Origin of the sequence: Planktothrix sp. FACHB-1365, assembly GCF_014697575.1 — a bacterium.
Taxonomy (GTDB): Bacteria; Cyanobacteriota; Cyanobacteriia; order Cyanobacteriales; family Microcoleaceae; genus Planktothrix.
The window spans coordinates 544539-571083 of the sequence record NZ_JACJSC010000001.1 but is presented as its reverse complement, the minus strand read 5'-3'; the positions used below and the strand labels follow the sequence as shown (position 1 = coordinate 571083).

The 26545-nt window shown below is 40.5% G+C and carries 18 protein-coding genes; 12 read left to right on the top strand and 6 right to left on the bottom strand.

What is annotated here, in order from left to right; genetic code table 11:
• Positions 1–725 precede the first annotated feature (725 nt).
• Both H6G57_RS02465 and H6G57_RS02460 read left to right on the top strand, forming a co-directional pair.
• Positions 726–1832, top strand: a complete 1107-nt coding sequence (locus tag H6G57_RS02465; protein ID WP_190515731.1) for a hypothetical protein — start codon at positions 726–728, stop codon at positions 1830–1832.
• A 137-nt stretch (positions 1833–1969) separates the two neighbouring features.
• Positions 1970–2959 carry a fasciclin domain-containing protein gene (locus tag H6G57_RS02460; protein WP_190515730.1) on the top strand — a complete coding sequence of 330 codons (990 nt, stop codon included), beginning with the start codon at positions 1970–1972 and terminating at the stop codon, positions 2957–2959.
• Between the two features lie 208 nt (positions 2960–3167).
• Here H6G57_RS02460 and H6G57_RS02455 read toward each other — a convergent pair whose 3' ends face one another.
• Positions 3168–4253, bottom strand: coding sequence for a DUF3616 domain-containing protein (locus tag H6G57_RS02455; protein ID WP_190515728.1), 1086 nt, complete (start codon positions 4251–4253; stop codon positions 3168–3170).
• A gap of 191 nt (positions 4254–4444) precedes the next feature.
• On the opposite strand from H6G57_RS02455, the gene H6G57_RS02450 reads away from it, so the two are divergent.
• Complete coding sequence (locus H6G57_RS02450) at positions 4445–4723, top strand: GlsB/YeaQ/YmgE family stress response membrane protein (protein WP_072718633.1); 279 nt, start codon at positions 4445–4447, stop codon at positions 4721–4723.
• 195 nt (positions 4724–4918) lie between these two features.
• Here H6G57_RS02450 and H6G57_RS02445 read toward each other — a convergent pair whose 3' ends face one another.
• On the bottom strand, positions 4919–6238 hold the full coding sequence (locus tag H6G57_RS02445; RefSeq protein ID WP_190515727.1) for a hypothetical protein: 1320 nt from the start codon (positions 6236–6238) through the stop codon (positions 4919–4921).
• A gap of 391 nt (positions 6239–6629) precedes the next feature.
• Between H6G57_RS02445 and H6G57_RS02440 the strand changes: the two genes are divergently transcribed.
• From H6G57_RS02440 to H6G57_RS02430, 4 genes are all read left to right on the top strand, one after another.
• Complete coding sequence (locus H6G57_RS02440; RefSeq protein WP_190515726.1) at positions 6630–9731, top strand: MFS transporter; 3102 nt, start codon at positions 6630–6632, stop codon at positions 9729–9731.
• 120 nt (positions 9732–9851) lie between these two features.
• Positions 9852–10730 (top strand): alpha-amylase family glycosyl hydrolase, encoded by an 879-nt coding sequence (locus H6G57_RS29705; RefSeq protein ID WP_375539502.1) that lies wholly within the window; start codon positions 9852–9854, stop codon positions 10728–10730.
• Positions 10731–10733: 3 nt separating this feature from the next.
• Positions 10734–11507: an alpha-amylase family glycosyl hydrolase gene (locus H6G57_RS29700; protein WP_375539501.1), complete on the top strand. Its 774-nt coding sequence runs from the start codon at positions 10734–10736 to the stop codon at positions 11505–11507.
• Positions 11508–11682: 175 nt separating this feature from the next.
• The gene (locus H6G57_RS02430) at positions 11683–12555 is read left to right on the top strand and encodes an SDR family oxidoreductase (RefSeq protein WP_190515725.1); all 873 of its coding nucleotides are present in this window, start codon (positions 11683–11685) and stop codon (positions 12553–12555) included.
• A gap of 151 nt (positions 12556–12706) precedes the next feature.
• Here H6G57_RS02430 and H6G57_RS02425 read toward each other — a convergent pair whose 3' ends face one another.
• Positions 12707–14188: a peptidoglycan-binding protein gene (locus H6G57_RS02425; RefSeq protein WP_190515724.1), complete on the bottom strand. Its 1482-nt coding sequence runs from the start codon at positions 14186–14188 to the stop codon at positions 12707–12709.
• 513 nt (positions 14189–14701) lie between these two features.
• Between H6G57_RS02425 and H6G57_RS02420 the strand changes: the two genes are divergently transcribed.
• The gene (locus H6G57_RS02420) at positions 14702–17500 is read left to right on the top strand and encodes a PAS domain-containing hybrid sensor histidine kinase/response regulator (protein ID WP_190515723.1); all 2799 of its coding nucleotides are present in this window, start codon (positions 14702–14704) and stop codon (positions 17498–17500) included.
• A gap of 156 nt (positions 17501–17656) precedes the next feature.
• Complete coding sequence (locus tag H6G57_RS02415) at positions 17657–21244, top strand: PAS domain S-box protein (RefSeq protein WP_190515722.1); 3588 nt, start codon at positions 17657–17659, stop codon at positions 21242–21244.
• A gap of 148 nt (positions 21245–21392) precedes the next feature.
• Here H6G57_RS02415 and H6G57_RS02410 read toward each other — a convergent pair whose 3' ends face one another.
• Both H6G57_RS02410 and H6G57_RS02405 read right to left on the bottom strand, forming a co-directional pair.
• Complete coding sequence (locus tag H6G57_RS02410) at positions 21393–21779, bottom strand: gamma-glutamylcyclotransferase (protein WP_190515721.1); 387 nt, start codon at positions 21777–21779, stop codon at positions 21393–21395.
• A 1-nt stretch (position 21780) separates the two neighbouring features.
• Positions 21781–22377 carry a pseudouridine synthase gene (locus H6G57_RS02405; RefSeq protein WP_190515719.1) on the bottom strand — a complete coding sequence of 199 codons (597 nt, stop codon included), beginning with the start codon at positions 22375–22377 and terminating at the stop codon, positions 21781–21783.
• Positions 22378–22713: 336 nt separating this feature from the next.
• On the opposite strand from H6G57_RS02405, the gene recA reads away from it, so the two are divergent.
• A complete protein-coding gene (gene recA / locus H6G57_RS02400; protein ID WP_190515717.1) occupies positions 22714–23799 on the top strand; it encodes a recombinase RecA in 1086 nt (361 codons plus the stop codon).
• A gap of 539 nt (positions 23800–24338) precedes the next feature.
• On the opposite strand, the gene purE is transcribed toward recA, so the two are convergent.
• Positions 24339–24818 (bottom strand): 5-(carboxyamino)imidazole ribonucleotide mutase, encoded by a 480-nt coding sequence (gene purE / locus H6G57_RS02395; RefSeq protein ID WP_190516288.1) that lies wholly within the window; start codon positions 24816–24818, stop codon positions 24339–24341.
• Positions 24819–24890: 72 nt separating this feature from the next.
• Here purE and nagA point away from each other — a divergent pair, with 72 nt between their 5' ends.
• Positions 24891–26129: an N-acetylglucosamine-6-phosphate deacetylase gene (nagA, locus tag H6G57_RS02390; RefSeq protein ID WP_190515715.1), complete on the top strand. Its 1239-nt coding sequence runs from the start codon at positions 24891–24893 to the stop codon at positions 26127–26129.
• A 56-nt stretch (positions 26130–26185) separates the two neighbouring features.
• Positions 26186–26398, top strand: a complete 213-nt coding sequence (locus H6G57_RS02385) for a DUF2839 domain-containing protein (RefSeq protein ID WP_190515714.1) — start codon at positions 26186–26188, stop codon at positions 26396–26398.
• Positions 26399–26545 lie beyond the last annotated feature (147 nt).

Below are 26545 nucleotides of genomic sequence, written 5' to 3'. Positions count from 1 at the left end.
AGATCAAACTCAACGCCATCGAAAATTTATTGTTACTTACTGATAAACTATTAAAAATTTATATTTTTTCAAATTTAATTGTGATATCAAAGACACAAATTAGCAAACAAGGATAAGGGGTGACAATATCCACTTCAGTTTATTACTCCTGAACACGCCCATATAGGGTTCAAAGGGAACAGGGAACAGCTTAACTGGGAACACTTCGACACGCTCAGTGCTTCGCAGTAAGAAGTGAAAGGGTTTCAGTGTTTGACAGGTCTAAATCCAGCAAACTCATCCCCTATTCCCCTGTCCCCTTGTCCCCCTGTCCCCTTGTCCCCTATTCCCCTTGTCCCCTTGTCCCCCTGTCCCCTGTCCCCCTGTCCCCCTGTCCCCCTGTCCCCTTATCCCCTTGTCCCCTTCTCTGCCATCCCGTGAACTGGGGCGGAAAGAGTTGATTTTGGGCCTTGCGAGGGACTGGATGTTTTTGGTTGTTGCTCTCGCAGCGTTTTTCTGCTAATCTCTATCTATAGATAGAGGCACGATTCGAGGAAAGTACCCTATATTGGTAAGCGTACTGGGTGCAATCCTTTATTCCCTCTGGTTAGTCTGGTGGAAACGGAGAGTCAAATCAATCGATTTATCGGTTGTGACTCTCTATTATTTTTTTGGGGGTTTTTTGAGTATACAATACCCATAGGGATAAATAAACCATTATTTTTTCATCCTTAAAAGGCTCAACAATGGGAAACGAGAACAGGGCGCAGGAAGACCAAAACAACTTACAAGCTGAAGCAAACTCAGTCCAAAAAACGAACCCCTCAACGGCAAACTCAACAGAACAATGGTTCGTCGAACTGATTGCAGTAACAACAAAATTCTTTGAACAAACTACACTACAAACTCAACACTATTTAGCCAATGTAACAGCAAGTACCGGAGCCATTATAGATGCGATCGCTAAAAATCCAATTGTCAAGATTCTCAGCAACAATTTAGGAACAAGTTGGTTAGAAATTCTCCTCGGTGGCGTTAATATTGAACAGGCACAAAAAACCGTCCAAGATCTGCAAAAACAGTATCCTCAAGAAACCCCCAGGGAAATTGCTCACCGTTTAATGGTGCAGAAATCAATTCAAGCGGCGGGAATTGGGTTAGCAACAAATTTTTTACCTCCCCTAGCTGTGGCTTTATTTGCGATTGATTTAGTCACGACAACACGGCTACAAGCTGAAATGACCTATGAAATTGCAGCCGCCTATGGTTTAGATCTCAATGATCCCATCCGTCGAGGGGAAGTTTTAGCTATTTTTGGCTTATCTTTGGGGAGTTCTGTAGCGATCCAAACGGGTTTAGAATGGGTCGAAATTATCCCCGGTTTAGGGGCGGTTATTGGGGCTTCTTCTAATGCAATTTTGCTGTATGGTTTAGGTTATATTGCTTGTCGATTTTATGAAACCAAACTGCATCCTCAGACAACAGAATTAACGGTTCAGCGCTTTCAACAGGAAAGTCAAGATTATTGGAAATTTGCCAGTCAGCAACAACAGGTGATGGATCAAATTTTAGCTCAGATGATTTTAGCGTCTTATCCCGATCAATCAAAGTCTGATCTGATTCCTGAATTAGAACAAGCTCATCTGAGTTCTGAAGCGATAAAAGCAATCTCGACTTATTTAGAAACACCGATTTCCTTAGAGAATTTATTACAACAACTGCATCCTGATTTTGTCACGCCTGTATTAGTTCAATGTGAGCGAATTGCTCAAATAGACGGTAAAATGACCCCCGCAGAACAAGCCATTTTAGATGCGATCGCTAAAAAAGTGAATCGTAATGGAAAATCTTAAGAATATTCTTCCTTAAAAAACTCTAAATTCCACATCAAAAAGTCTATTTCAAGAGTGATATGTCCTCGGCTGGATGGCGAATTAAACTCCCCTTTATACAGTAAGGAAAGAAACAAATTTTTGCGGAGTTTAGAATCATGGCATTCAATCGTTTTTATACCCACAGTATTGCTGTTTTAGGTATTGCCAGCTTAGGCTTTTTAGCCCAGGTTCCTGCTAAAGCACAGATGCAATCTCCTGACTCAGGAATGCAGAATAGTCCCCAAATGCAGCAGAATATGGGGTCATCCCAGAATATTCTTTCTGTTGCTAATTCTAACGGTCAATATAATACTTTTATTCAAGCTGTTAGAGCAGCCGGACTAGAAAATATATTGACAGGTGAAGGTTCCTATACTGTCTTTGCCCCAACAGATGAAGCCTTTGCATCACTACCAACTGGAACCTTAGAAAGGTTAATGCAGCCTGAAAATAAAGAAGTGTTAAAACAGGTTTTATCTTATCATGTCATTGAAGGTGAAGTTCCTTCTAATCAAATGGCTGATGGAAGCATTGATAGTCTCGGCGGTGGACTTGCAGTTCGTGTAGCACCGGATCGGGTTATTGTTAATAATGCCAGCGTTGTTCAACCGGATATCGAGGCAACCAATGGTTTAATTCATGGGATTAATCGGGTTTTAATGCCAACTAATCTTCAGAATAGTTTAAGTCAAAATTCTCAAAACCCCCAACAAATCACTCAATTTGATAATAGCAACCCCTCAAATACACAAGACTTAGATTCTCCTTCAGATTCGCAAAATGTTGATTCTCAATCTGAACGAGTTAATCCCCAACAACGCAATAACTCTTCATCGGATCGGATGAATAATAGTTCTCCGAGTCGCACGGAGCAAGAAATATTTGATGTAGATTCTCCTTCAGATTTACGAGATGTTGATTCTCAATCTGAACGAGTTAATCCCCGACAACAACCCCAGGAGAATAATTCTATCAACCGTCCAATGAATTCTAATCCCTCTTCTAATCAAATGAATCAACAGGATTCTGACAATAACTCACAACCCAGTTTAATTGACCCCCATTCTCCTACCGATTCACAACCCGGTTTCCCTGGCCAAATGTAATATGAAATCCTGAAAAGAATGCTACAAATTCCCCCCTGTAGAGACGTTGCATGCAACGTCTCTACAGGAGGGTTGGGGGGGATCATCTGTAGCGTTCATAAGGGGATGGAATATAATCAACGTCAATAAAGAATTAAAGCCAATTATTCCCTAAAATAAAAAACCCAGTTTTAAATTTTCTAAACTGGGTTTTTTTGTATCCTATTCCCTATTGAAGAGGATTAGACAATCGGAAAATATCTGTAAAAACTTCCCGTTCAGATAAAATTCGGTTAGGATTGGGCGAATCATAAACCACTAATAAACCGGGTTGTTCTAAACTATTAAAAAGTTCTAAACCTTCGGCGTGATCACTATCGAGACAAAATGGCAGATCAAACAAAAACTCTAACAATTCAGAATTAAAATAAGAGATCGTATTACTGGATTGAGCTAAAGCATTTTTCCAACGATAGACTTTCATAATTCCATCTAAATCCATCGTTGGCCCTGCTAAAATAATTAAATCTTCACCTTGTAAACATAACTCTCGAATTCCTAACCCCTTTAATTCAAAAAAGTGCTTGCGATATTGTTTGCCATTTTCTCCAATGTTCTTGAGGGTTAAAACTCCGGGTTCTTTTTCTTCAACTTCTAATTCTAAAATCATGGCAAATCCCCTGAAAACAGGCCCCCGTAAGCCTAGAAAAATTTTATTTTCATAAACAGCCAATCCTTCAATATCTAACCCATTTTCTTTGGAAGGAAGAGGCGTTGATATAAATACACCTAAATGTTCATCTGTTTTTAAAGCTTCGATCAGTTGATTTCCGTCTGGAGACGTTTGAAGCACAGCGGCTCTGAACTCTTTATTTTCCGAGTCAACAGTTGAAAAAGACGACAATAATTGTCCATTTTTAACCGGAATTCGAGCTAAAAGATAACGATTTTTTTCCCTTTTGATTTCGGTTAAACGTTTGATATCTGAATTCACGTCTTTTCCCTTGGGCTTTTTCCGTTTCAGACTATGGGAACCCACCAACCAAAGATAGGAATTGAAATAATCTAAGCCTTCAATATCAATTTCTTCTTCTGGATTATCTAAAGGAATAAAATTGCTTAATTCAAAATGTTGATGATGACCATAAACATAAGATTCAATGGGAGAAAGTCGCTCAAGACCTGTTCCTTCATCGGCTCCTAACCATAAACTACCATCGGGTGTTAAGGCAACGGCTGATAAATTCGTTAATAACACATCATCGGGAGCATCAAAACGGAGAAGAAGACGGCTGAGTAAAAAACCTTCTGACATTGCTTTACCCTTGAATTAACTTGGTTAATCTCTAGTTTACTCAAGGGAGGGAATCATGGCTAGAGTTTAGCTTCCCTCTGAAGCAAGATGTAAGTTATTCCTTTGGCTAGATGAGTTGTTTAACAGGCAATTGTTAAGATTAAAGTGTTAAATCAAAGCCTTAATAAAAAGGACTTAAGGGAGGAAAAATCATGGGTATTCTAGCTTGGATACTATTAGGTTTAATTGCAGGTGCTATTGCTAAAGCTATTTATCCGGGACATCAAGGCGGCGGTATTTTTGCCACCATTGGTTTAGGAATTTTAGGGGCTTTACTCGGTGGTTATTTAGGTCAAGTCTTCTTTGGAAGTGGGGGAGCGGCTGCTGCTTCAGCCGGAGCTTTAACTATTCCTAGTATTTTCTTTGCTGTGTTAGGTGCTATTATCTTAATTTTCCTGTGGGGATTAATTACTCGGAGAACAGTTGCTTAAATGGAGCCTGTAAACTTCAAGCGTTGGAGTTCCATTAGTCTTTTCACAGTTAACAGCATCAAAGTTCAAAAGAGTAGGATAATCCTACTCTATTTTTTTTATAGGAGGGAACAGGGGGACACGGGGACACGGGGACACGGGGACAGGGGGACACGGGGGAGAAGAGGGGAAGAGGAAGGAAAATACTTGACCGATTTATTGAAACCCTTTGCTTTTTTTAGCAGTTGTTTTACTTTTGGGTTTAGATTTCTGAATTTGAGTTAAAGCTTCCTTAAATAAATCATCTAAATGGCGAGGAACACTGGCAATTTCCGGTAAATCAGGTTCAGAAGGTTTATCATATTGTAATAAAATTTTATCTAAATCGGGTTCTAAGGAAAAATCCGGTTGCTCTAAAACCTGTTTTAAGATTTGTTCTAGCCCTAGAGAAGCTTCCTGTTTTAACTGTTGCCAAATATAATAGTTAAATTGGGGTTCTTTCAAATATTTTCGCACTTTAGTTTCTAACTGCGGAGTATTTTCAGGCGTAGGAATCTTTAAAAGCTCGATAAAAGCAGTATAGTTCGGTAGGAATAGTTGTCCCCAGCGAGGATGGGAAAATACGGTTACTTCGTCTGCTTTTTTAATCTCATCGGGTAACTCAACTTTAGGCATAACCATTAAGGTTTTAGACTCCAAAACTTTAGCAATCTCTTGCTCTGTTGCACCCGATTCTAGGGCGGCTGTTTTGAGGTCTTCAGCATCATTTCCAGCTTCTTCTGCTAATTCCCGTAACGATTTCGATTGATCAATTCCGGCGGCTGCTAACCGTTTTTGATTAAATTGTTCATAAAGTTCGTTGAGTTTTTTATTCAGTTGATAGCCCGATAAACTAATTTGATCTTGACCAAAAAAACTAACAAATTCTTGATGATATTCAGCCACCGACTCCCAAGACTCTTCTAAGAGTTCTGGTGCATCACTATATAAAAACTCTTTGTAATTTTTTTTGAACTCACCAATCACAATGGCTAATTTAGGTTTACCCAATTTTCCTTTTAAAATTCCCGACCCTAAAAACATCCATTGATTTTCATTTAAAGGCGCAATTCGAGCTAAAATAATTTCACCCGGTTTTAAACGGCTGAGTTCAGGATCACCAGAGGCTTCATCCCAAATAACTAAATAGGATTTAGCCGTTAACCAGTTCATTAACTTAAATTGTTCTCCGACACATTCTATGACTTCAAATAAGCCGAGAAAACTCTTAGACCAACCGCTTAATAAGACTCGTTCTTCTGGCGTTAATTGGGGATTTTCTGCTAAAAAAATTTCTAAAGGGGTTTGTTGACCAACTTTACCCTGCAAAACAAAGGTATCAATCATTAAATTTTGAGCTTTAATATCATGACGTTCTCGACCAGAATGTTGAGCCGCATAAGTTTCTAAAGCGATCGCTAATTCTCCTTCTGCATCGTAGACAAAATCAACGATTTCTTCTTTTAATTTTTGAGCGTGTTGTAAGGAACGATTCATAGAAATTTTAGGGAGATGTTGATTAGTCCTGTTCAGGGTGAGGAAATCTCACCCCTACTTTTACTCACACGATTGTTAATCCCAACGGATAAGTCTCGTCCTTATTTCTATCTTAAATCTAAACAATGAGATTGAGATGAAAACTAGAGTAGAATTTTATTATAAACTTTATTTCTTAATTTTAATTCTTTCCCTAGATAGATGATATTTTATTTTTTTTGATTAAACTTACGAATTTATTTTGTTTCATCCTTGGGGTAGATGATTTATCAACCGTTTTTCCTACACACTCAAGATTGTAGCTGAAGAGCTTAATAGGAGGGTTTGCTCAAACAACTTTCAGCCTAATATTTTGTTTAATAAAAATCGATGAATCAACAAGGAACCGATTATGGTTAAAACTTTAGAACTAATCCATCTAACAACTGGATTAATTGCCCAATTTTCTACGAATAATACTAATGTCGATACCGTTGAAGAAGCTGCTTTAGTATTTAGTGGCCCTCAATTTTTTACGGCTTTAATCTCCGGGGTCGTCCTCGCTTTCGGTATCCAACTTTTATTAACAAACTTGGGAGTAGCGGCGGGAATTTCAAACCTAGGCAATTCTTCCAGTTCTGATTCAGATGATCATAAATCTTCTTCCGTAGGGGGAACGCTCAAAAAAGTCGGAAAAACCCTAGGAATTGCTACGGTAATTACGGTGACATTGGCTTTATTTGTGGCTTGTTTATTAGCGGTTAAACTCAGCCTTTTAACCTCGCCAACCTTGGGAGCAATTGTGGGTTTAGTCATTTGGGCTACCTATTTTTCCCTCTTAGTTTGGATGAGTTCGAGTACCGTTGGTTCGATGATTGGTTCTGTTTTTCAAACCACTTCATCGGGGATTCAAAGCTTATTTGGAATGGCAAGTGCAGCCTTTACAGGAGCAGCAGCCAGTAAACAAATTGTCGCCACCGCCGAAGCCGCAGCCAGTGCCGTGCGTCGGGAACTAACGGCCGGAATTGATCCGATTACGATGCGTGAACAAGTCGAAGAATATTTAGAAAAATTACGTCCCCCGCAATTAAATCTTCCCGAAATTCGTCGAGAGTTTGAAACTATTCTCAATGATCCCAATTTAAAAGAAATGGGAGGTCAGGCTTCTTTACCGAATTTCACTCGTCAAACTTTTATTGATTTAGCCAAAAGTCGCACGGATTTATCCCGTCGGGATGTGGAACGAATTGCCGATCAATTAGAAAGTGTTTGGCGTCAAACCGTTGGCAAAATGCCTCAGCCTCAAGATATGATGGGGGAGTTTGTTAATTATCTCAAAACAGCGACTTCTCAGCAATTATTAGGAACAGATTTAAACAAAAAAATAGATGACTTAATTGCTCAACAAAAACAAAACAATCCCAATCAACCTACAAGCATGATGTCTCAAGGCTTAACGATGAGCCTTAATAGTTTAATTGGACTGGTACTCGGACGCAGTGATCTCTCAGATTTCGATGTTGAAAAAATTCTGAATCAGTTAAATCGTCTCAAAAGTCAAGTGGGTGAACAAACCCATAAAATTGCTCATCAATTGACAGCTAAAGAGTCTTATAGTCCGATTAAAGCTGATGTTGAAAACTATCTCCTGAATACTTATTTTTGGGAAATGAAACCCGAACAAGTTGAACAGGATTTTCGAGATGTGATTTATGATCCCAATGCCGATCCTGAATTAACAGCAGAACAATTACATCAATTAAAACGCGCTGATTTTGTCAATTTATTAAGGCAACGGGGCGTTTTTACCCAAGCTAGAATTCAAGAGTTAGCGAATTTATTAGAAGCGATTCGCGTAGAGGTTTTACGAGTTACCGAAGAAGCGATTGAGCAGGAAATGCAATTAACCGTTTTAGGAGATGTGGAACATTATATGATGACCACACCAGCTAACGAATTAACCTCGGAAAAAATTCTCTTGAATTTAAAACCTCTTTTGGAAGATAACCAGGTCAGTTTTGAGCAGTTAAGTCAACGTTTAGCTCCTTTAACGCAACGTTGGTTTGAACTTGTCCTACAAAAACGTGGGGATTTATCCTCCGACGATGTTTTAATTGTGGCGGCGAATTTAGATAGAGCAAAAGCATCTGTTTTGGAAGAATCGGAACATCGTCAAGCTCAAATTAAAGCCAATGTGACTCAACAATGGTTGCAAGTAAAATCCTATTTACGGGATACGGGAAAATCGGAATTAAACCCCGATGGGATTGAAACCAATTTAAGAACTTTATTTGAGCATCCTAAAGTCGGAATGGCAGCCATTCGGGAACGAATTTCTCAATTTGATCGCGATACTTTAGTACAGTTACTAACAACTCGGAATGATTTAAGTGAAGCGGAAGTTGAGCGAATTTTAGATCAAATTGAATCAACTTGGTTGCAAGTTCGTTATACCCCAGAACGCTTAATTGGAAAAGCTCAACAGCAATATGATCAGGCGATGAATTCGATTGCTGATTATCTCCGAAATACAGGAAAAGATGAATTGAATCCCGAAGGCATTCAACGAGATCTCAATTTATTATTAGAAGATCCTAAACTAGGAATTCGAGCGATTCGCCGACGGCTTTCTAAAGTTGATCGAGATACATTAGTTCAGTTATTAAACCAACGTAATGATTTAAGCGAGGAACAAATTAATCAGACAATTGATAGTACCTTATCGACGTTACAAGGTATTGCTAAAACCCCTCAAAGGTTAGCTCGGAGAACTCAACATAAAGTTCACGATTTCCAAAGTGCTTTAGCCAATTATTTACGCTCAACGGATCGGGAGGAATTAAATCCGGCGGGAATTCAAAGGGATTTGAAATTACTCCTGCATGATCCACGGGTGGGTGTGGAAAGTTTACGAGAACGATTATCTCATTTTGATCGAGAAACCTTAGTGGCTTTGCTGGTTCAACGAGAGGATATGACGGAAGCAGAAGCCAATCAAATTGCTGATCAAATTTTCCAAGTCCGGGAACAATTGTTGGAGCAAATTAGAAGTATTCAACAGCGAATTCAATCGGTTATGGATGGAATTTTAGATCGGATTCGTAACTATTTGAATAGTTTAGAACGACCGGAATTAAATTATGAGGGAATTCGGGATGATATTCGCACCTTATTTGATGATCCACAAGCGGGTTTTGAGGCGTTACGGAATCGTCTTTCTCAATTTGATCGCAATACATTAGTCGCACTTCTAAGTTCACGGGAGGATATTTCAGAAGCGGATGCGAATCGAATTATTGATCAAATTGAACGCAGTCGCAACCGGGTTTTACAACGGGCTGAACGTCTACAAATGGATGCTCAAATGCGGATGGAACAAGTCAAACGAGAAGCTCAACATCAACTCGAAGAAACTCGAAAAGCCGCAGCCGCAGCCGCCTGGTGGTTATTTTTTACCGCTAGTCTTTCTGCGATCGCTGCCGCAGGTGCAGGGGCGTTAGCAGTCATTGGTTAACAGGCAAAATTCAAGATCATGTCTAGGGAATTGACCTAAATCTATTAAAAAAGTAATGCTTTTTGATTGCGTGAATTGAACTAGACATGATTTCTCATTAAACATTAAGGACTTAAAAACATGGCTAATTTAATTGAATTTTCTTTGTTTGCTCCTTATAATAAAGAAGCAGCACTAATCGGGTGTTTTTCTAATTGGAAAGATATTTCGATGAAAAAGGGTAAAGATGGTTATTTTCGGGCACAAGTAGAGTTAGAAGATGGAACCTATCAATATAAATTTCGAGTACGTTCTAAAAGTTGGTTTGTAGAACCGGATGAATGGGTAGAAATTGTTGATCCCTATGCTACAGATATTGATGATCCGACTCAAAATGGCATCATTCGGATTAAAGAAGGGGAAAAAATTATTGATACTTATGTTTGGAAAAATGATGATAAACCTTTACCCCCCGACCATGAATTAGTGATTTATGAAATGCACATTGGAGATTTTTCTGGCGGAGAAGATGATCCCTATGCACGGGGTAAATATCAGCACGTTATCGAAAAGTTAGATTATTTGTGTGATTTAGGGGTAAATGCCATTGAATTGATGCCTGTTAAAGAATATCCAGGGGATCATAGTTGGGGATATAATCCTCGTTATTTCTTTGCTACGGAGTCTAGTTATGGCACAACTGAGCAATTAAAAAACCTGATTGATGAATGTCATGGACGAGGAATTCGAGTATTAATGGATGGGGTTTATAATCATTCAGAATCTTCCTGTCCTTTAACCCAAATTGATCATGATTATTGGTATCATCATGATCCAAAAGATGCTGAATTTAACTGGGGGCCAGAATTTAATTATGAATTTTATGACGAAAATTTAGACACCTATCCGGCTCGAAAATTTATTGGGGATACGGTGAGATTCTGGATTCAAGAATATCATACTGATGGAATTCGTTATGATGCAGCCCGACAAATTGGTAACTATGATTTTATGGGTTGAGTTGTGCAGGAAGCCAAGGAAGCAGCCGGAATAAAACCCTTTTATAACGTTGCTGAATATGTGCCAGAAAACCCCAGTATTACCAACGTTGATGGGCCGATGGATGGCTGTTGGCATGATAGTTTTTATCATATTCTAACGGATCATTTATGTGGGGATACCTTTGATTTAGAACAACTCAAAGACATTTTAGATGGCAAACGTCAAGGGTTTATGGGGGCTACAAATATGGTTAATTATTTGGGCAACCATGATCAAAATCGGTTAATGGTGGAGTTAGGAAATCGAGAGATTTTTGACGAAGATGCCTTTAAACGAGTGAAATTAGGGGTAGCATTATTGATGACAGCCGTAGGCATTCCTTTGATTTGGATGGGGGAAGAATTTGGAGAATATAAACCCAAAACTATTGATTCGGCAAAAATTGATTGGACATTATTAAGCCATGACAATAATCAAGGTTTATTTCAATATTACAAAGGCTTGATTTTTTTACGAAAATCCAATCATGCTTTATATACTGAAAATATTGAGTTTTTCCATGAAGATGCGGATGCTAAAGTGTTCGCTTATACCCGATGGAATGATCAAGGATCTCGTGTGGTTGTTGTTGTTAATTTCTCTGATCAATATTTAGCAGGTTATCAAGTTCCCCATTTCCCTGCAAATGGTACTTGGCATGAGTGGACAAATAATTATGATATCGAGTCGGGAGATGACAACATTCTCATCGATTTACCCGAATATGAGGCGAAGGTTTTTGTTTGGAAAGAATAAAAAATCAGGTCTAATTCTAAACTATTGGGATAGGAGATTGGGACAAAATAACCTTCCAATCTTCTATCTCTTTAGACATAAATTTTTATCAAACAAGCACATTTCTTTCTGATGAAGGAGTGTTGTTTAATTGAAGTGAAATATATTATTTAATATAAGGATAGAGGTTAAGATCATGCAAACTGATAAACATCATTTTACTCCGGCTGAAATTCCAGCACAGAAACTCGACTATCCGGCTTCTCAAGAAGATATGATTCCCCAGCCCCAAACGGATTTATCTGGGTATAAACCGGCTGGTAAATTGCAAGGAAAAGTCGCTTTAATTACGGGTGGTGATTCTGGAATTGGTAGGGCTGTTGCGATCGCTTATGCTATGGAAGGGGCTGATGTGGCAATTGTTTATCACCACAATGAACAGGATGCAAAAATCACCTGCCAAGAAGTACAAAAACAGGGTAGAAAATGTTTACAAATCAAAGCAGATGTGCGCGATTTTGCCTCCTGTGAACAAGCGGTACAAGAAACGCTTCAAAAGTTAGGAAAACTGAATATTTTAGTGAATAATGCGGCTTATCAAATGGCTCAGAGTAACCTTGAAGATCTGAGTTTAGAACAGTTTCGTGAAACGATGGAAACTAATGTTTTTGGATATTTCTATATGGTGAAAGCATCATTAAATCATCTCAAAGAAGCAGATACTATTATTAATACGGGCAGTATTTCAGGACAAATTGGTCGGGATATTCTCGTTGATTATGCTACCAGTAAGGGCGCAGTACACGCTTTTACGAAGTCTTTAGCAGCCAATTTAAGCAGTCGTAATATTCGAGTTAATGCTGTTGTTCCGGGTGCGGTCTGGACTCCAAGTATTCCCGCTAGTTTACCCATTGAAGAAGTGAGTGAATTTGATAAGACAAGCCTGATGCGACGTGCGGCTCAACCGGAAGAAATCGCTCCTGCTTATGTGTTTTTAGCGTCTTCTGATAGTAGTTTTATGACCGGAAGTTTAGTAGAAGTTACGGGAGGAAAATTAACTCATCGATAGCTAATTTCTAGTTTAAAACAGAAGGATACAAATTTTATAAGGGTGGGTTTATTGAAATTGATTAAAAATCAACCCAATTTTGTTAAACCCGTCCTCTCTAAATCCTAAAACCTTTTTAATGCTTACTATTCCCTGTTCCCTACCACTATCATTAAAATTTATCCTGTAAAATGATAAGGCTTCCGGTGTAACAGGCTACCCAAATTTGATGAGTTTGAGGATCAAAGGTAATTCCAATGGGGTTTAAATCTACGGTAATATTATCGATAAGTTCCATTGTTTCAGTGCGAACTTTACTCACCGTATTAGAATAGTAATTGACAATATATAAATACTGATTATCGGGTGATAATACCATACTGCGAGGTGCACTTCCGGTAAAGATTTTGTTAATTATTTCTCCAGTTTTTGTCTCAATTTTAGCAACATGATCATCCCCATTCAGAGTTACATAGAGATATTTTCCTGTACTATCTAAGACTAAATGGCGGGGATATAATCCTACATTATATATCCAATTAACGCTATAATCTTCTAAATTAACAACAGCGATATCTGATGTTCCCATCACCGCAATATAAGCAATTTTTGAGTTTGGATCAATCGCAATTCCACGAGGAAATTGACCTAAAGGAATTCGTTTAATTTCTTGGTTAAATTGACTATCAATAATACTTAAATCTCCTGAACACCAATTACTAACTAAAACCCAACGATTATTCGGAGAAACCGCAACATATTTGGGGACAGAACCCACTTTAATTACAGTTTTAATCTCTAAAGTTTCAGTATTAATTTTATAAATAAAACTCGGATCAAATTGATCAGAAGGTTCACAGGTATCATAGCCAGGATTGGTAAATTCCGAACCAAACATCTCATAATTACTAACATAAGCTGATTTTCCATCGGGAGAAAACGCTACTTCTACCGGAGAACCTTGATATTGATTATCTTTAAAATGGGGATAGCCATAATCCTTTAATTTGACTTCATCCTTGATTTTTTTAATTAAATTAAATTCCCGATCATAAACATTAATCGAATGTTCATACATCATATTTTGAACAAAAAATAACCCATTTCCTGAATAAACAACAGATTTGGGTGCTAAATCTCCTTTAATTCGTTTTTGAAGTTCCAATTCAGGATAGAGGCGTTCATCTCTAGGGTTTAAAGTTTCAACTTTATGATCTAAATAACGAGAAGAAAAATTTTTATTTTTTACCGTATTTATTAATACAGAATTTGTGTTTTCATCTACTTTACCATTGGCTTCAATTCCTTGATCTTTTTGAAAGGTTTTAACGGCGTTTTCCGTTGCTTGATCATAATTTTCGGTAATTGTCCCTGACCAATATCCTGCTGCTTTTAAACGCTGTTGTAGATGACTGACTTCTGTTCCTTGACTTCCTTTTTTTAATAAAAAATCTGTTGAACTTGCTTGATTAAACGTAATCAGAGATAAGGTGAATAGCAGTAAAGAACCCGTTGCTAAAGCAAACTGATGTTTTTTTTTCCCATTTTGTTGAGAAACTGTGTGATGTAGAAGTTGTTCCTGATTTGAGAAAATGCTCCCCTCCACAGGTTGCTTTTGAACAGTATCCTGTTCTGAACTGATTCTTTTCGTCATGTTTCCTCACACCTAATGATCGAGATTTCGTCAGGGAATTTCCCCGCTTCATCTTGTATCCCGTTTTTGGGGTTAGTTCAACAGTTTAACATTTCCTGACAATTTAGGTGAGGGGTAACATTCAAAAGTTTAGGATAATCTAAAAAGTATCAGCAGGTGTGCGTGCCATCTCTGATGTCCTATACTGTATCATTCAAATTGTTTAAATAAAATCTCCACTCTTCAAATCCGTATTTGTTAAATTTAATGTTGCTATTGATAGAAGCCCCCATTGCTAAAACATCTGCTTGAGAAATGGGTAATTGAGGCGGGTATCCCCAAATAATTGAGATAGTCCAAATTCACTAACTCTTCAATACCTATCAAGAATACAGTACGGTGAATCCCAAAAAGCCATTGCTTATATTATAATTTTTGAATGACATCCCCCCTAAGACAGTAAATTTGCTCTCGTCAGAAATTTCATTTCGACGAAAGGAATGATTACTTAAAACTTCCAATCGGATTGTTATAATGCAGAATTCCAAACAGTCTGAATCCCGATTGAGCTATACACCGTTACAACAAGAACCCTACTTAAAACCCGAAGCTCATTCCCGAACTGAGGGTGATATGGGGATGATCCTTCAAAATGCTGAGGGTCAGATTCAAAGCTGTAATCTAACGGCGGAAAAGATTCTCGGATATCCCATTCAAAGGATGATCAACCCGATTGAATCTCCCTGGATATTCCTGGATCAAGCTGGATCACCGATTCCAGTAGAGTCTTGTCCAGTTTACCTCACATTGGCAACCGGACGACCTTGTTTGAATGTGATTGTCTATTGTCGTAGACCCGATGGCGAGTTGATTGAGTTGTTGCTCAACACTCAACCTCTATTTCAAGGGGGGGAAACGTCTCCATCGTCGGTGGTGACGACCTTTACCCAACGGGTACACCCCCAAGAAACCAATAAGCAAAATCCAGCGTTACAAACCCTTCGGGATCATGAAGAACAATTTCGGATGGCTCTCGATAATATTCCCAATACCTTAGTAATTTATGATGCTCAACGACGATTTCAGTTTGTGAATGCAGAAGGAATTCGTCGCAGTGGGAAGTCTTGGGAAGAACTGATTGGTTATCAAGATGAGGATGTATTTCCGGTAGAACTCACTCAAACCTATGTACCTACTCTCAAAAAAGCGATCGCAACTCGCAGGATTCAAAAATTAGAAGTCACTAAAACCACTTCTGACTTAGGAAGCTACACCACAATTGTTAATTATGTTCCCGTTCTCAATGCTGAAGGGGAAGTTGATCAAGTTTTGGGGATTACTTACGATATTACTGATCGCAAACGGTTTGAAGAATTTTTAGAAGCCAAAAATCGTCAAATTACTAATATTTTTAAAAGTATTACCGATGGTTTTGTTAGTCTTGATCATCGTTGGTGTTATACCTTTGTTAACGCTAAGGCGGAGGAACTTTTAGGCAAATTGGCGGCGGAGCTCATTGGTCACAACCTCTGGGAGGTATTTCCTGAATTAATGGAATCTCCTACCTATACCTATGCTCATCAAGCTTTAAATGAACAAATTCCCATCGAATATGAAGAGTTTTATCCCTTCTTTGGTCGCTGGTTTGCAGTGCGTTTATATCCTTCAACTCAGGGATTATCGGTTTATTTTCTGGATATTACCGAACGCAAACAAACAGAAGCCGCCTTACGGGAAAGTGAAGAACGCTTCCGAAATTTAGCAGAATCTATGCCCCAAATTGTCTGGAGTGCTGATGTCGATGGTTCCGTTGATTACTATAATCAACGATGGGCAGAATTTAGTGGCATTACTCAAACTGACGGTCAAGGATGGGGATGGCAACCGGTTCTGCATCCAGAAGATCAGCAACGCACCCTAGAAGCTTGGCAACAATCGGTACAAACGGGAGAAATCTATGAGTGTGAACACCGTTTGATGCGGTTTGATGGAGAATTTCGCTGGTATTTAAGTCGAGGTGTCCCGGTACGAGATCAAGGGGGAAATATTGTTAAATGGTATGGAACCGCAACGGATATTCATGAACAGAAGTTAGCCACGACCGAACGAGAAAAACTCTTGGCGCGGGAACAGGCAGCTAGGACCGAAGCTGAAACCGCCAATCAAATTAAGGATGATTTTTTAGCGACTCTCTCCCATGAATTGCGGACACCGATGAATGCCATTATGGGATGGGCTAATTTACTCCGCACCCGTCGGTTAGACTCGGCTGTGATCACCCGTGCTTTAGAAACTATTGAACGAAATACAAAATTACTCAATCAATTAATTGAAGATATTTTAGATGTATCAAGGATTATTCAGGGTAAACTTTGCCTGAATTGTTATTCTATTAAAATCATGCCGATGGTTGAAGAAGCCATTGAAATGGTGCGTTCCACTGCCATTGCTAAAGGGGTTGAGATTGTCACGGTTTGGGAAACGGCAACCTCAGCATCGGTTTTTGGAGATATCAATCGTTTGCAACAAATTGTCTGGAATTTACTCTCGAACGCGGTTAAATTTACCCCATCGGAAGGACAGGTTACGGTGAAGGTGTCAAGGGTTGAGGAGAATTTAGAAAACACAACTTCGATATCCTGGGTTCAGATTCAAGTCATTGATACCGGGTGTGGCATTAGTCCTGAGTTTCTACCCTTCGTGTTTGAGCGTTTTCGGCAAGCGGATGGTTCCACTACTCGACTTCATGGGGGATTAGGATTAGGATTAGCGATTGTTCGTCATTTGGTGGAAATGCACGGAGGTCAGGTACAAGCGGAAAGTCCGGGTTTAGGACTGGGGGCAACTTTTACGGTGAAGTTACCCCTACTAGAACCCGAATCCTTGAAAGTTCCGACGTCTGGAGATCCGGTTTCTGAAGTTGAATTAACAACATCTCAAGTTTTGTTATCGGGTTTGCGAGTATTGGTGGTGGAAGATGAGGCGGATACAAGAGACTTAATTCAAGTTACTTTACAAGAATATGGGGCAACGGTAACGGCTGTTGAAAAAGCTTCACAGGCTTTAGAGGTCTTCCAGAAATCTTCTTTTGATGTGTTAGTCAGTGATTTGGGAATGCCGGAAGTCAATGGTTATGCTTTAATCCAACAAGTCAGGGATCTATCACCAGAAGCGGGAGGGAATATTCCCGCGATCGCTTTAACCGCCTATGCCAGTGCCGAAGATCGCGAACAAGCCCTGGCGGTTGGTTTTGAACGGCATCTTCCGAAACCTGTTGATCCGTTGGCCTTAGCCCTGATGATTTCAACGGTTGTTGGAGGTGCTGACCGTTAAAAACTCACAACCAACTCTCGAAACCAAAGTTAAAATCAAATAACAGTCTCTATCCGATAAAAATTCCTGACTTGATCCTAAGTGTGTAAACAAACTGATCCTGTTCAAGAATCAAGGTAGGACAACTGGGTTTTTCAGTTCATTCACAAGGCCACCATGAACGTTTCAGAAACATCTGAGGCTCCAGACACCCCCCTATCCCCCTATTCAGAATCCATTACACCGGATGAAGCAACGGATTTTTTTAATCTCTCCCTCGATTTACTCTGTATTATCCGATTAGATGGTTATTTTAAACGGATTAACCCGGCATTTAAAACCACCCTAGGATATACTGAGGAGTTACTTACTCGTCCTTTCCTCGATTTTATCCACCCCGATGACCACCCTTCGACTCTACTCCAGGTTGAGAAACTTCGGCAAGGAACAGCAACGACTTATTTTGAAAATCGCTACCGTTGTCGAGATGGGTCTTATAAATGGCTGGCTTGGACAGCGTTTCCCGTTGTGGAAACCCAGTTAATTTATGGTGTGGGACGAGTGAAGAGTGAACACAAACCCATAGAACAGGAACATCGAGGGTTAGAAGCTGCTTTACGACAAAGTGAAGAACGGTTAAAGTTAGCTTTAGAAGGCACAAATGATGGGGTTTGGGATTGGGATGTGGTTACTAATGAGGTGTTTTTCTCAACCCGATGGAAAACGATGTTGGGTTATGCCGAAGATGAGATTAGCAATCATGTTAATGAATGGGCAAATCGAGTCCATCCTGAAGATTTGCCTTCGGTAACTCAACTTTTGCAAGATCATTTCCAGGGGAAAACTCCGTTTTATATCAGTGAACATCGAGTTTTGTGTAAGGATGGCTCCTATAAATGGATTTTGGATCGGGGAAAAGCTTGCCGAGATGAAACGGGAACGGTAATTCGGATGGCGGGTTCCCATAAGGATATTACTGAACGAAAACAACTGGAAGATGCGTTACAACGGGCAAATCAACAGTTGGAACAACGAGTCGCAGAACGAACGGCTCAACGGTCAAAAGCCTACAGGGATTTAGCAGAGCGAGAAACCTTATATCGGCTGATTGTCGAAACGGCTAATGAAGGGATTTGGATTTTCAATACCGATGCTAAAACCACTTTTGTGAATCAGAAAATGGCTCTTATGCTCGGTTATACCGAAGCCGAAATGCTCGGTTCTAGTCTGTATGACTTTATGGATGAAACGGCTGCATTGCAAGCGAAGCAGAAACTTAGCCGCCGCATATCGGGACTCAGCCAACAGGATTTTGCCTTTCGCCGTCGAGATGGCTCTATTCTCTGGGTGATTATCTCCACAAATCCTTTGATTGATAGCCAAGGAAACGTCATCGGAGCTTTGGGGATGGTTACCGATGTCACGGAACGTCATAAGACCGAGCAAGCCCTACGGGAAAGCCAAGAACGGAATCAATTGGGGATGGAAGTTGCCCGGATGTTTGCTTTTGAATGGGATGCCGTAACGGATCAGGTGCAGCGTTCTATCCATTGTGCACCTTTATTAGGACTGCCTGTATCGGAAGCTAAACAAGACACCGGACAACGGTTTTTTCAGAGGCTTAGTTACGAAGATCGGGAGGTTTTTCTAAGCCTACTTAAATCCCTGACTCCAGAAAATCACACCTATAAAACCCAATATAAAATTCTGCGACCCGATGGTATAAATGTGATATTGGAAGAAAGTGGTCGTGCCTTTTTTGATGATCAGGGAAAACTGCTCCGGCTATTGGGGATGACGGCTGATGTCACCGAACGGGAACAAGCCACCGCCGCATTACGCGAAAGTACCGCCATTCTCAATGCCATTAACGAATCCACCCCCACCTTGATTTTTGTCAAAGATTGCCAAGGAAAATTTCTAATGGCAAATTCGGCGGTCCTACGGCTGTTAAGAAAATCTGAGTCGGAGGTGGTGGGAAAAACCGATGCTGAAGTCCTACCGAATAAGGCAGAAGCAGAAAGGATTATGGCCAATGATCGTCTCGTGATTGAAACTGGAGTCGTGGAGAGTTTTGAAGAAGTCGCTGACTTTCCTTTATGTCGGCGCATCCACCTCTCCACCAAATCTCCCTATCGAGATGAAAACGGAGAAATTATTGGTTTAATTGGTATTTCAACGGATATCACAGAGCGTAAACAAGCGGAAGAAGCCTTACAACAAAGTGAGTTAAACTTTCGGACATTAGCAGACTCCATGCCTCAAATCTTTTGGACAGCCCGACCCGATGGAAGCGTAGATTACTATAATCAACGTTGGTACGATTACACAGGCACCACCTTTGAACAATCTCAGGCTTGGGGGTGGAAATCGATTCTGCATCCTGATGATCAAGAGCTTTGTCTGGAACTTTGGAAGCAAGCGGTACAAACCGGGGGGAAATATGAGATTGAGTATCGGTTTAAACGGGCAGCGGATGGGGAATATCGGTGGCATCTAGGACGGGCTTTCCCCTTGCGAGACTCCCAAGGACAGATTGTTAAGTGGTTTGGTTCATCAACGGATATTCATGATCAAAAACAAGCTTTAGAAGAACGGGATCAAGCCTTGGAACGTCAACGCATCGCCCGTGAACAAGCTGAAGCGGCGAATCGGGTTAAGGATGAATTTTTGGCTATTTTATCCCACGAGTTAAGAACTCCTTTGAATCCTATCTTGGGTTGGGCTAAACTATTACAAAGCCGTTCCCATAGTCCCGAACAAACCCAAAAAGCGTTAACCGCCATTGAACGTAATGCCAAACTTCAGGTGCAATTGATTGATGATTTATTAGATATTTCTCGAATAATGCGCGGAAAGTTGAGTCTGGAATTAGAGCCTGTTTGTTTAATTGAACCCCTTCAGGCGGCGTTGGAAACAGTTCAGTTAGCGGCAACGGTCAAATTAATTCACATAGAAACCCACTTAGAAACCGATATCCCTCCCATTTTAGGAGATGGCAGTCGGTTACAACAAGTGATTTGGAATTTACTCTCCAATGCCATTAAATTTACCCCGGAAAAAGGACAAGTCACCCTAACATTACAACGGCTAGAGGGTTGGGCTACTCTACAAGTGAAAGATACCGGAAAAGGAATTAGCCCGATCTTTTTACCCTATCTGTTTGAGTTATTTAGTCAGCAAGATACATCTACAACTCGACAATTTGGGGGGTTAGGGTTAGGATTAGCGATCGCTCGACAATTAATTGAAGCCCATGGCGGAACAATTACAGTAGAAAGCGCTGGGGAGGGACTGGGAGCAACCTTTACAGTTCAGTTACCTTTGATGGTGCATCCTGAACTTAAAGTTTTTTCTTCGGGTAACAATGAACCCATTTGTTTACAAGGGTTACGGGTTTTGGTAATCGATGATGAATCCGATTCCTTGGAGATGGTTTCGTTTATTCTCGAACAGGAGGGAATGAGGGTGACGACGGTTTCCTCAGCCCATGAAGCATTACAACTGTTCCTGCATTTACCCCTAGATATGATTATTAGTGATATTGGGATGCCGGAAATGGATGGTTATAGTCTGCTGCGTCAAATTCGCACCCTTCCTCCAGAACGAGGGGGGAATATTCCAGCGCTGGCATTAACCAGTTATGCGGGGGAACTGAATCGCAAACAAGCACTACGCGCTGGGTTTTCTGATCATATCCCCAAACCCGTTGAACCGATGACGTTAATCCATAAAGTTGCTAAACTAGCCGACTATTGCGGTTAAGGATTCAACATATAGGGAATAGGGAACAGGGAACAGGGAACAGAAGGGAAAAGGAAATAGACAAAAGTGATTACTGATCTGATCAACTATCTGTAGCAAACATTAAAGGATGGAATATAAGCCTTTCACAGCTTACTGTTCCTTAATGCTATAGATTTTTATAAGCCGCCCAACCGCCTAACTCAGAAATATCAGGCCATTGATATTGTTCGACTAATTCACGGGGATAGAGCATCGCCGTTAAGACTTCCCCATCTTCTAGTATCACATCCCCTGGATACAGATTTGGAGGTTCGGTTGCCAGAAGATGTTCATATTGTTCTAGGGAGATCTCATAGACTTCCCCTGGAATGGAAATTCCGCCTTCTACTACTTCATAAATTGCTGGATGCCAACCATTTCCAGCCGCGTGTAACCGATATCGGGGAAGAGTTTTGGCAGGTTTAACAAATGTTGCATTTCCTAAATTACCATGATCCGGCTGACCCCGGAGAGCAGAACCACAAATAAATAGGCGCTTTGTGTTGTTAGTCATTTTAACAGTTTCCTAAAATTTGCATCAATTTTTTCAGTTCAATAGTCGTTAAATCTCGCCATTGACCGGGTTCAAGTGGGTTTAAACTTAAATGTGCGATCGCTACTCTTACTAACCGTAACGTCGGAAACCCCACCGCCGCCGTCATTTTCCGCACTTGACGGTTACGACCCTCCGTTAAAGTCAATTCTAACCAAGCCGTCGGGACGGTTTTGCGAAAGCGAATAGGGGGTTCACGAGAAGGTAAATTGGGTTCTGGGGAAAGTAGTTTCACTTGTGCAGGTTTAGTGCGATAATCAGAGAGTTGTACCCCCTGACGTAACTGTTTTAAAGCTGTTTCATCGGGTATGCGTTCCACCTGTACCCAATAGGTTCGAGGATGGGCAAATTTAGGATCAATTAAACGATGTTTAACGAAATTATCATTCGTTAATAATAATAATCCTTCGCTATCTCGATCCAAACGTCCAACGGGATAAACGAACGGAATAGAAATAAAATCTTTTAGGGTTTTACGGGGAGTTGTTGTCGGATCTTCATCGGTAAACTGACTCAAAACATCATAAGGTTTATAAAATAAAAGATATCGATAAGCCATAAGTAGAATTCGCTTCTTGATCCGTTTCATCCCTTAAAAATTTTAAGCGGTTTCGTCTCTAAAATCTTGACTAAGGGTGATTGTTATAAAATAATTCTGGAATCCATTATTCCCCATTCCCCGATATTGACGAAAACATCAATCTTTCTTACAATGAGAAGAGGTTCCCTGAGAGCTTGAGCAGACGAACTGCAAAAAATTGTTAAGCTCACTGACGGGAACCTTGATCCCCGATAGTCACAACCCAAGCAAAACTGCTACCATACCAGTGATGCTTGCCTGACATCTAGGGTGGCGAGGACGCTTACCGTTAACCGTTACTAACAATTACAGCGAATGGCTACAGTAAAAGATAATTCTAGTTCTGAAAAGAAAAAAGCTCTAACCCAAGTTTTAAACCAAATTGAGCGAAGTTTCGGGAAAGGTGCCATTGTCCGGTTAGGGGATGCCACCCGGATGAAAGTGGAAACCATTCCCAGTGGTGCATTAACCCTAGATTTAGCTTTGGGCGGCGGTTTACCCAAGGGACGGGTGATTGAAATCTATGGGCCAGAAAGTTCGGGTAAAACCACATTAGCGTTACACGCGATCGCCGAAGTGCAAAGAGCCGGAGGAGTAGCCGCCTTTGTCGATGCAGAACACGCCCTTGACCCGACTTATGCGGCTGTCCTAGGGGTGGATACGGAAAATTTACTCGTTTCTCAACCGGACACCGGAGAAATGGGCTTAGAAGTGGTGGATCAGTTGGTGCGGTCTGTGGCGGTTGATATTATTGTGATTGACTCCGTGGCGGCGTTAGTTCCCAGGGCTGAAATTGAAGGGGATATGGGGGATGCTCACATGGGGTTACAAGCTCGGTTAATGAGTCAAGCCTTACGCAAAATTACGGGTAATATTGGTAAGTCAAATTGTACCGTGATTTTCCTCAACCAATTGCGTCAAAAAATCGGGGTAACTTATGGCAACCCGGAAACGACAACGGGGGGAAATGCGTTAAAATTCTATGCCTCTGTGCGTTTAGATATTCGTCGCATTCAAACCTTAAAACGGGGAACGGATGAATACGGAATTCGGGCTAAAGTTAAAGTCGCTAAGAATAAAGTAGCTCCCCCTTTTCGGATTGCAGAATTTGATATTATCTTTGGAAAAGGGATTTCTACGTTAGGTTGTTTAATTGATTTAGCGGAAGAAACAGGAGTATTAAAACGCAAAGGAGCTTGGTATAGTTACAACGGCGATAATATTGGTCAAGGACGGGATAAAACCCTAACTTATTTGGAAGAAAATACAGCCTTGGCAACTGAAATTGAACAAAAAGTTAGAGGGGCGTTAGACAGTGGGGCTGTGGTTTCAGCCAATTCTGTCACCCAAGTTGATAGTCATGATGAAGAAGAGTTTGATGGCGGTTCAGAAGAAGAATAATTGAGGTTGATGGGGGCAGGTTGATAACGGTTATCTGTTGTTAGGAAATCGGGTTACAAACCCCGCCCCTTAATAGAAATAGGCTTCTTGGAGGTTGCGATCGCCCTTTTCCCCGTAGAGACGTGCCATGGCACGTCTCTACACAATTTGTTGATTTTGTCAAGAGGAGTATTTTGGATTAAACCATTCTTTCTAAAAACTCGTGCATCGCCACACAGAAATTTAGTCACAAAATCCAGATATTTAACGACACCATAAGGGTTTTAGCCTTCATTTTGCCATATAGACACAATAACCCCTTGGGTGCTATTTTCTTAAGTCTACCAGAACCCCTAGAATCTCGTCAACTCTTTGAGAGTAATTTTCAATAAAATATGATGATTTCCTGACAATCTTTTAAAAATTCAATTTATTTAAAACAAATAATTAGTAAAACTAATATAAAAAATCCTTAAATGTCTGCTACAAATAATTGCTATGGTGGCTATTCCCCATTCGTAATTCGTAATTCGTAATTCCCTATTCCCTTTAACTCTTAATTAATATTCTGCATAACCCACCTGATCTAAACGCTCTTGTTTTTCCAGAACAGATTGTTTCAGGTTTTCTCGATAATCTAAAACCTTTTGTAATAGTTCAGGATCATGACTGGCTAAGATTTGTACCGCTAATAAACCTGCATTTTTAGCATTGCCAATCGCCACCGTTGCCACCGGAATTCCCCCCGGCATTTGTACAATAGAATAGAGAGAATCAACCCCCTGTAACGTTCGAGTTGTGACCGGAACTCCAATCACAGGTAGAGGAGTTAAAGATGCAACCATTCCCGGTAAATGGGCGGCGCCTCCTGCTCCAGCAATAATCACCTTGAGTCCTCGCAGATGGGCTGTTTTTGCATAATCAAACATCCGTTCTGGGGTACGGTGCGCTGAAACAATTGCCACCTCATGGGGGATGCTAAATTCTTCACAAATAGCGATCGCAGCACTCATCGTGGGTAAATCTGAATCACTCCCCATGATAATCCCCACAACAGGAGGAGTAGAGTTAGGAAATAATGATGTAGAGTTCAAAGTCTTAAATTATTCCTCATGACAACAACACCACAGCCAGACACTGCTAACCTCGATATTATCAATGTCCGTCTCCCTGGATCACAAAATTTACAACACGTTTTAATTCGCCAAGGTCAAATTGATGGCATTAAACCAATGTCGAGTTTATCTCAACCTTTATCCTCAACAGAAATAAAACAATTAGATTTACAAGGAGATTGGCTATCCTTGGGCGGAATAGATTTACAAATTAATGGCGCGTTAGGATTAGCATTCCCGGATTTAGAACCCCAGGACTTCCCCAAATTAACTCAAATTTGTCAATATTTATGGGAGCAGGGAATTGATGGTTTTATGCCGACTATTGTGACGACTTCTGTTGAGAAAATACAGCGATCGCTGGCAACAATTAGCGAATTTATGCAAACTGTTCCCCAAAACCAACCCACCGCTAAAATATTAGGGGTGCATCTTGAAGGGCCATTTCTCAATCCCAGTAAACGCGGCGCCCATCCCCAAGAGCATTTGTTACCCTTAACTCGTGATAACGTGCAACGAGTTTTGGGGAACTATAGCCATTGTGTTACAATCATCACCCTAGCCCCTGAATTAGACCCCACAGGAACCGTCATTCCCCATTTGACCAATTTAGGCATTATTGTCAGTTTAGGTCACTCCCAGGCTACCGCAGCCCAGGCAGAACAAGCATTTATTCAAGGGGCAACAATGGTGACTCATGCCTTTAATGCCATGCCCAGTTTACACCATCGAGAACCCGGTTTATTAGGAGCCGCGTTAGTTAATCATCAAGTTCAATCTGGTTTTATTGCGGACGGACAGCACGTTTCTCCTTTGATGGTAAAGTTACTCTTGGGAATGTCGGGAATAACCCCAACCTGGGAAACCCGCAATTTAATGCCTTTATTTTTAGTCAGTGATGCGTTAGCACCCTTGGGACTTCCCGATGGTATTTATCCTTGGGATGAACGACAAATTGAGGTTAAACAAGGAACAGCCCGTTTAGCGGATGGCACTTTAGCCGGAACCACGTTACCCTTGCTAATCGGGGTACAAAATTTAGTGCAATGGAATTGTTGTGGAGCGGAAGATGCGATCGCTTTAGGGACAATTGCCCCTAGACAAGCGCTCGGCTTATTTTCCCTTGTGGGTGAATCTGCATTTCAACTGTTGCGATGGCAGGTTGATTCATCTTCGGAAATTCCCAGTTTAAGTTGGCAACGACTCCTGAGTTTTGATGCTGCAACTCACGATTAAATACAATACAATAAAGTTGAGTAAATGAGAGTCCCTGTTAACTTTTGTATACAAATATGGGTGAAGCTAAACGTCGAAAAGAAACAATGGGAGAACGCTATGGCCAAGAAGAAAAAATCTCGCCTTGGCTTCCCATTACCAAAAACCAAAGCCAACAATTTATGGAAATTACCACTAAAGTCAGTTGGATTGGCATTGGGTTATTAGTGGTGGTCTGGATTACGATTCGATTTATTGGCCCTGGGTTTGGATGGTGGCAAATTGATTAAGATCCAAGGGAACAGCCTTTGATCTGAGCAGGTCTTCAACAGGAACTGATCCCGGAAACGAAAGATCTACTATCCGATTACTAGGGACTAAACTTATATCAAGTATTAAATCTTTTTATAGGTTTAGACGTGATTTCTCAGCTAATC

Coding starts and splice junctions, on each gene's coding strand:
- H6G57_RS02455 (WP_190515728.1), bottom strand. CDS start 4,253: ATGTCAGAAGGTTTTTTACTCAGCCGTCTTCTTCTCCGTTTTGATGCT.
- H6G57_RS02405 (WP_190515719.1), bottom strand. CDS start 22,377: ATGGCTTATCGATATCTTTTATTTTATAAACCTTATGATGTTTTGAGT.
- purE (WP_190516288.1), bottom strand. CDS start 24,818: ATGGGGAGTGATTCAGATTTACCCACGATGAGTGCTGCGATCGCTATT.
- H6G57_RS02385 (WP_190515714.1), top strand. CDS start 26,186: ATGGGTGAAGCTAAACGTCGAAAAGAAACAATGGGAGAACGCTATGGC.
- H6G57_RS02450 (WP_072718633.1), top strand. CDS start 4,445: ATGGGTATTCTAGCTTGGATACTATTAGGTTTAATTGCAGGTGCTATT.
- H6G57_RS02440 (WP_190515726.1), top strand. CDS start 6,630: ATGGTTAAAACTTTAGAACTAATCCATCTAACAACTGGATTAATTGCC.
- H6G57_RS02465 (WP_190515731.1), top strand. CDS start 726: ATGGGAAACGAGAACAGGGCGCAGGAAGACCAAAACAACTTACAAGCT.
- H6G57_RS29705 (WP_375539502.1), top strand. CDS start 9,852: ATGGCTAATTTAATTGAATTTTCTTTGTTTGCTCCTTATAATAAAGAA.
- nagA (WP_190515715.1), top strand. CDS start 24,891: ATGACAACAACACCACAGCCAGACACTGCTAACCTCGATATTATCAAT.
- H6G57_RS02415 (WP_190515722.1), top strand. CDS start 17,657: ATGAACGTTTCAGAAACATCTGAGGCTCCAGACACCCCCCTATCCCCC.
- H6G57_RS02425 (WP_190515724.1), bottom strand. CDS start 14,188: ATGACGAAAAGAATCAGTTCAGAACAGGATACTGTTCAAAAGCAACCT.
- H6G57_RS02410 (WP_190515721.1), bottom strand. CDS start 21,779: ATGACTAACAACACAAAGCGCCTATTTATTTGTGGTTCTGCTCTCCGG.
- recA (WP_190515717.1), top strand. CDS start 22,714: ATGGCTACAGTAAAAGATAATTCTAGTTCTGAAAAGAAAAAAGCTCTA.
- H6G57_RS02420 (WP_190515723.1), top strand. CDS start 14,702: ATGCAGAATTCCAAACAGTCTGAATCCCGATTGAGCTATACACCGTTA.
- H6G57_RS02445 (WP_190515727.1), bottom strand. CDS start 6,238: ATGAATCGTTCCTTACAACACGCTCAAAAATTAAAAGAAGAAATCGTT.
- H6G57_RS02460 (WP_190515730.1), top strand. CDS start 1,970: ATGGCATTCAATCGTTTTTATACCCACAGTATTGCTGTTTTAGGTATT.
- H6G57_RS02430 (WP_190515725.1), top strand. CDS start 11,683: ATGCAAACTGATAAACATCATTTTACTCCGGCTGAAATTCCAGCACAG.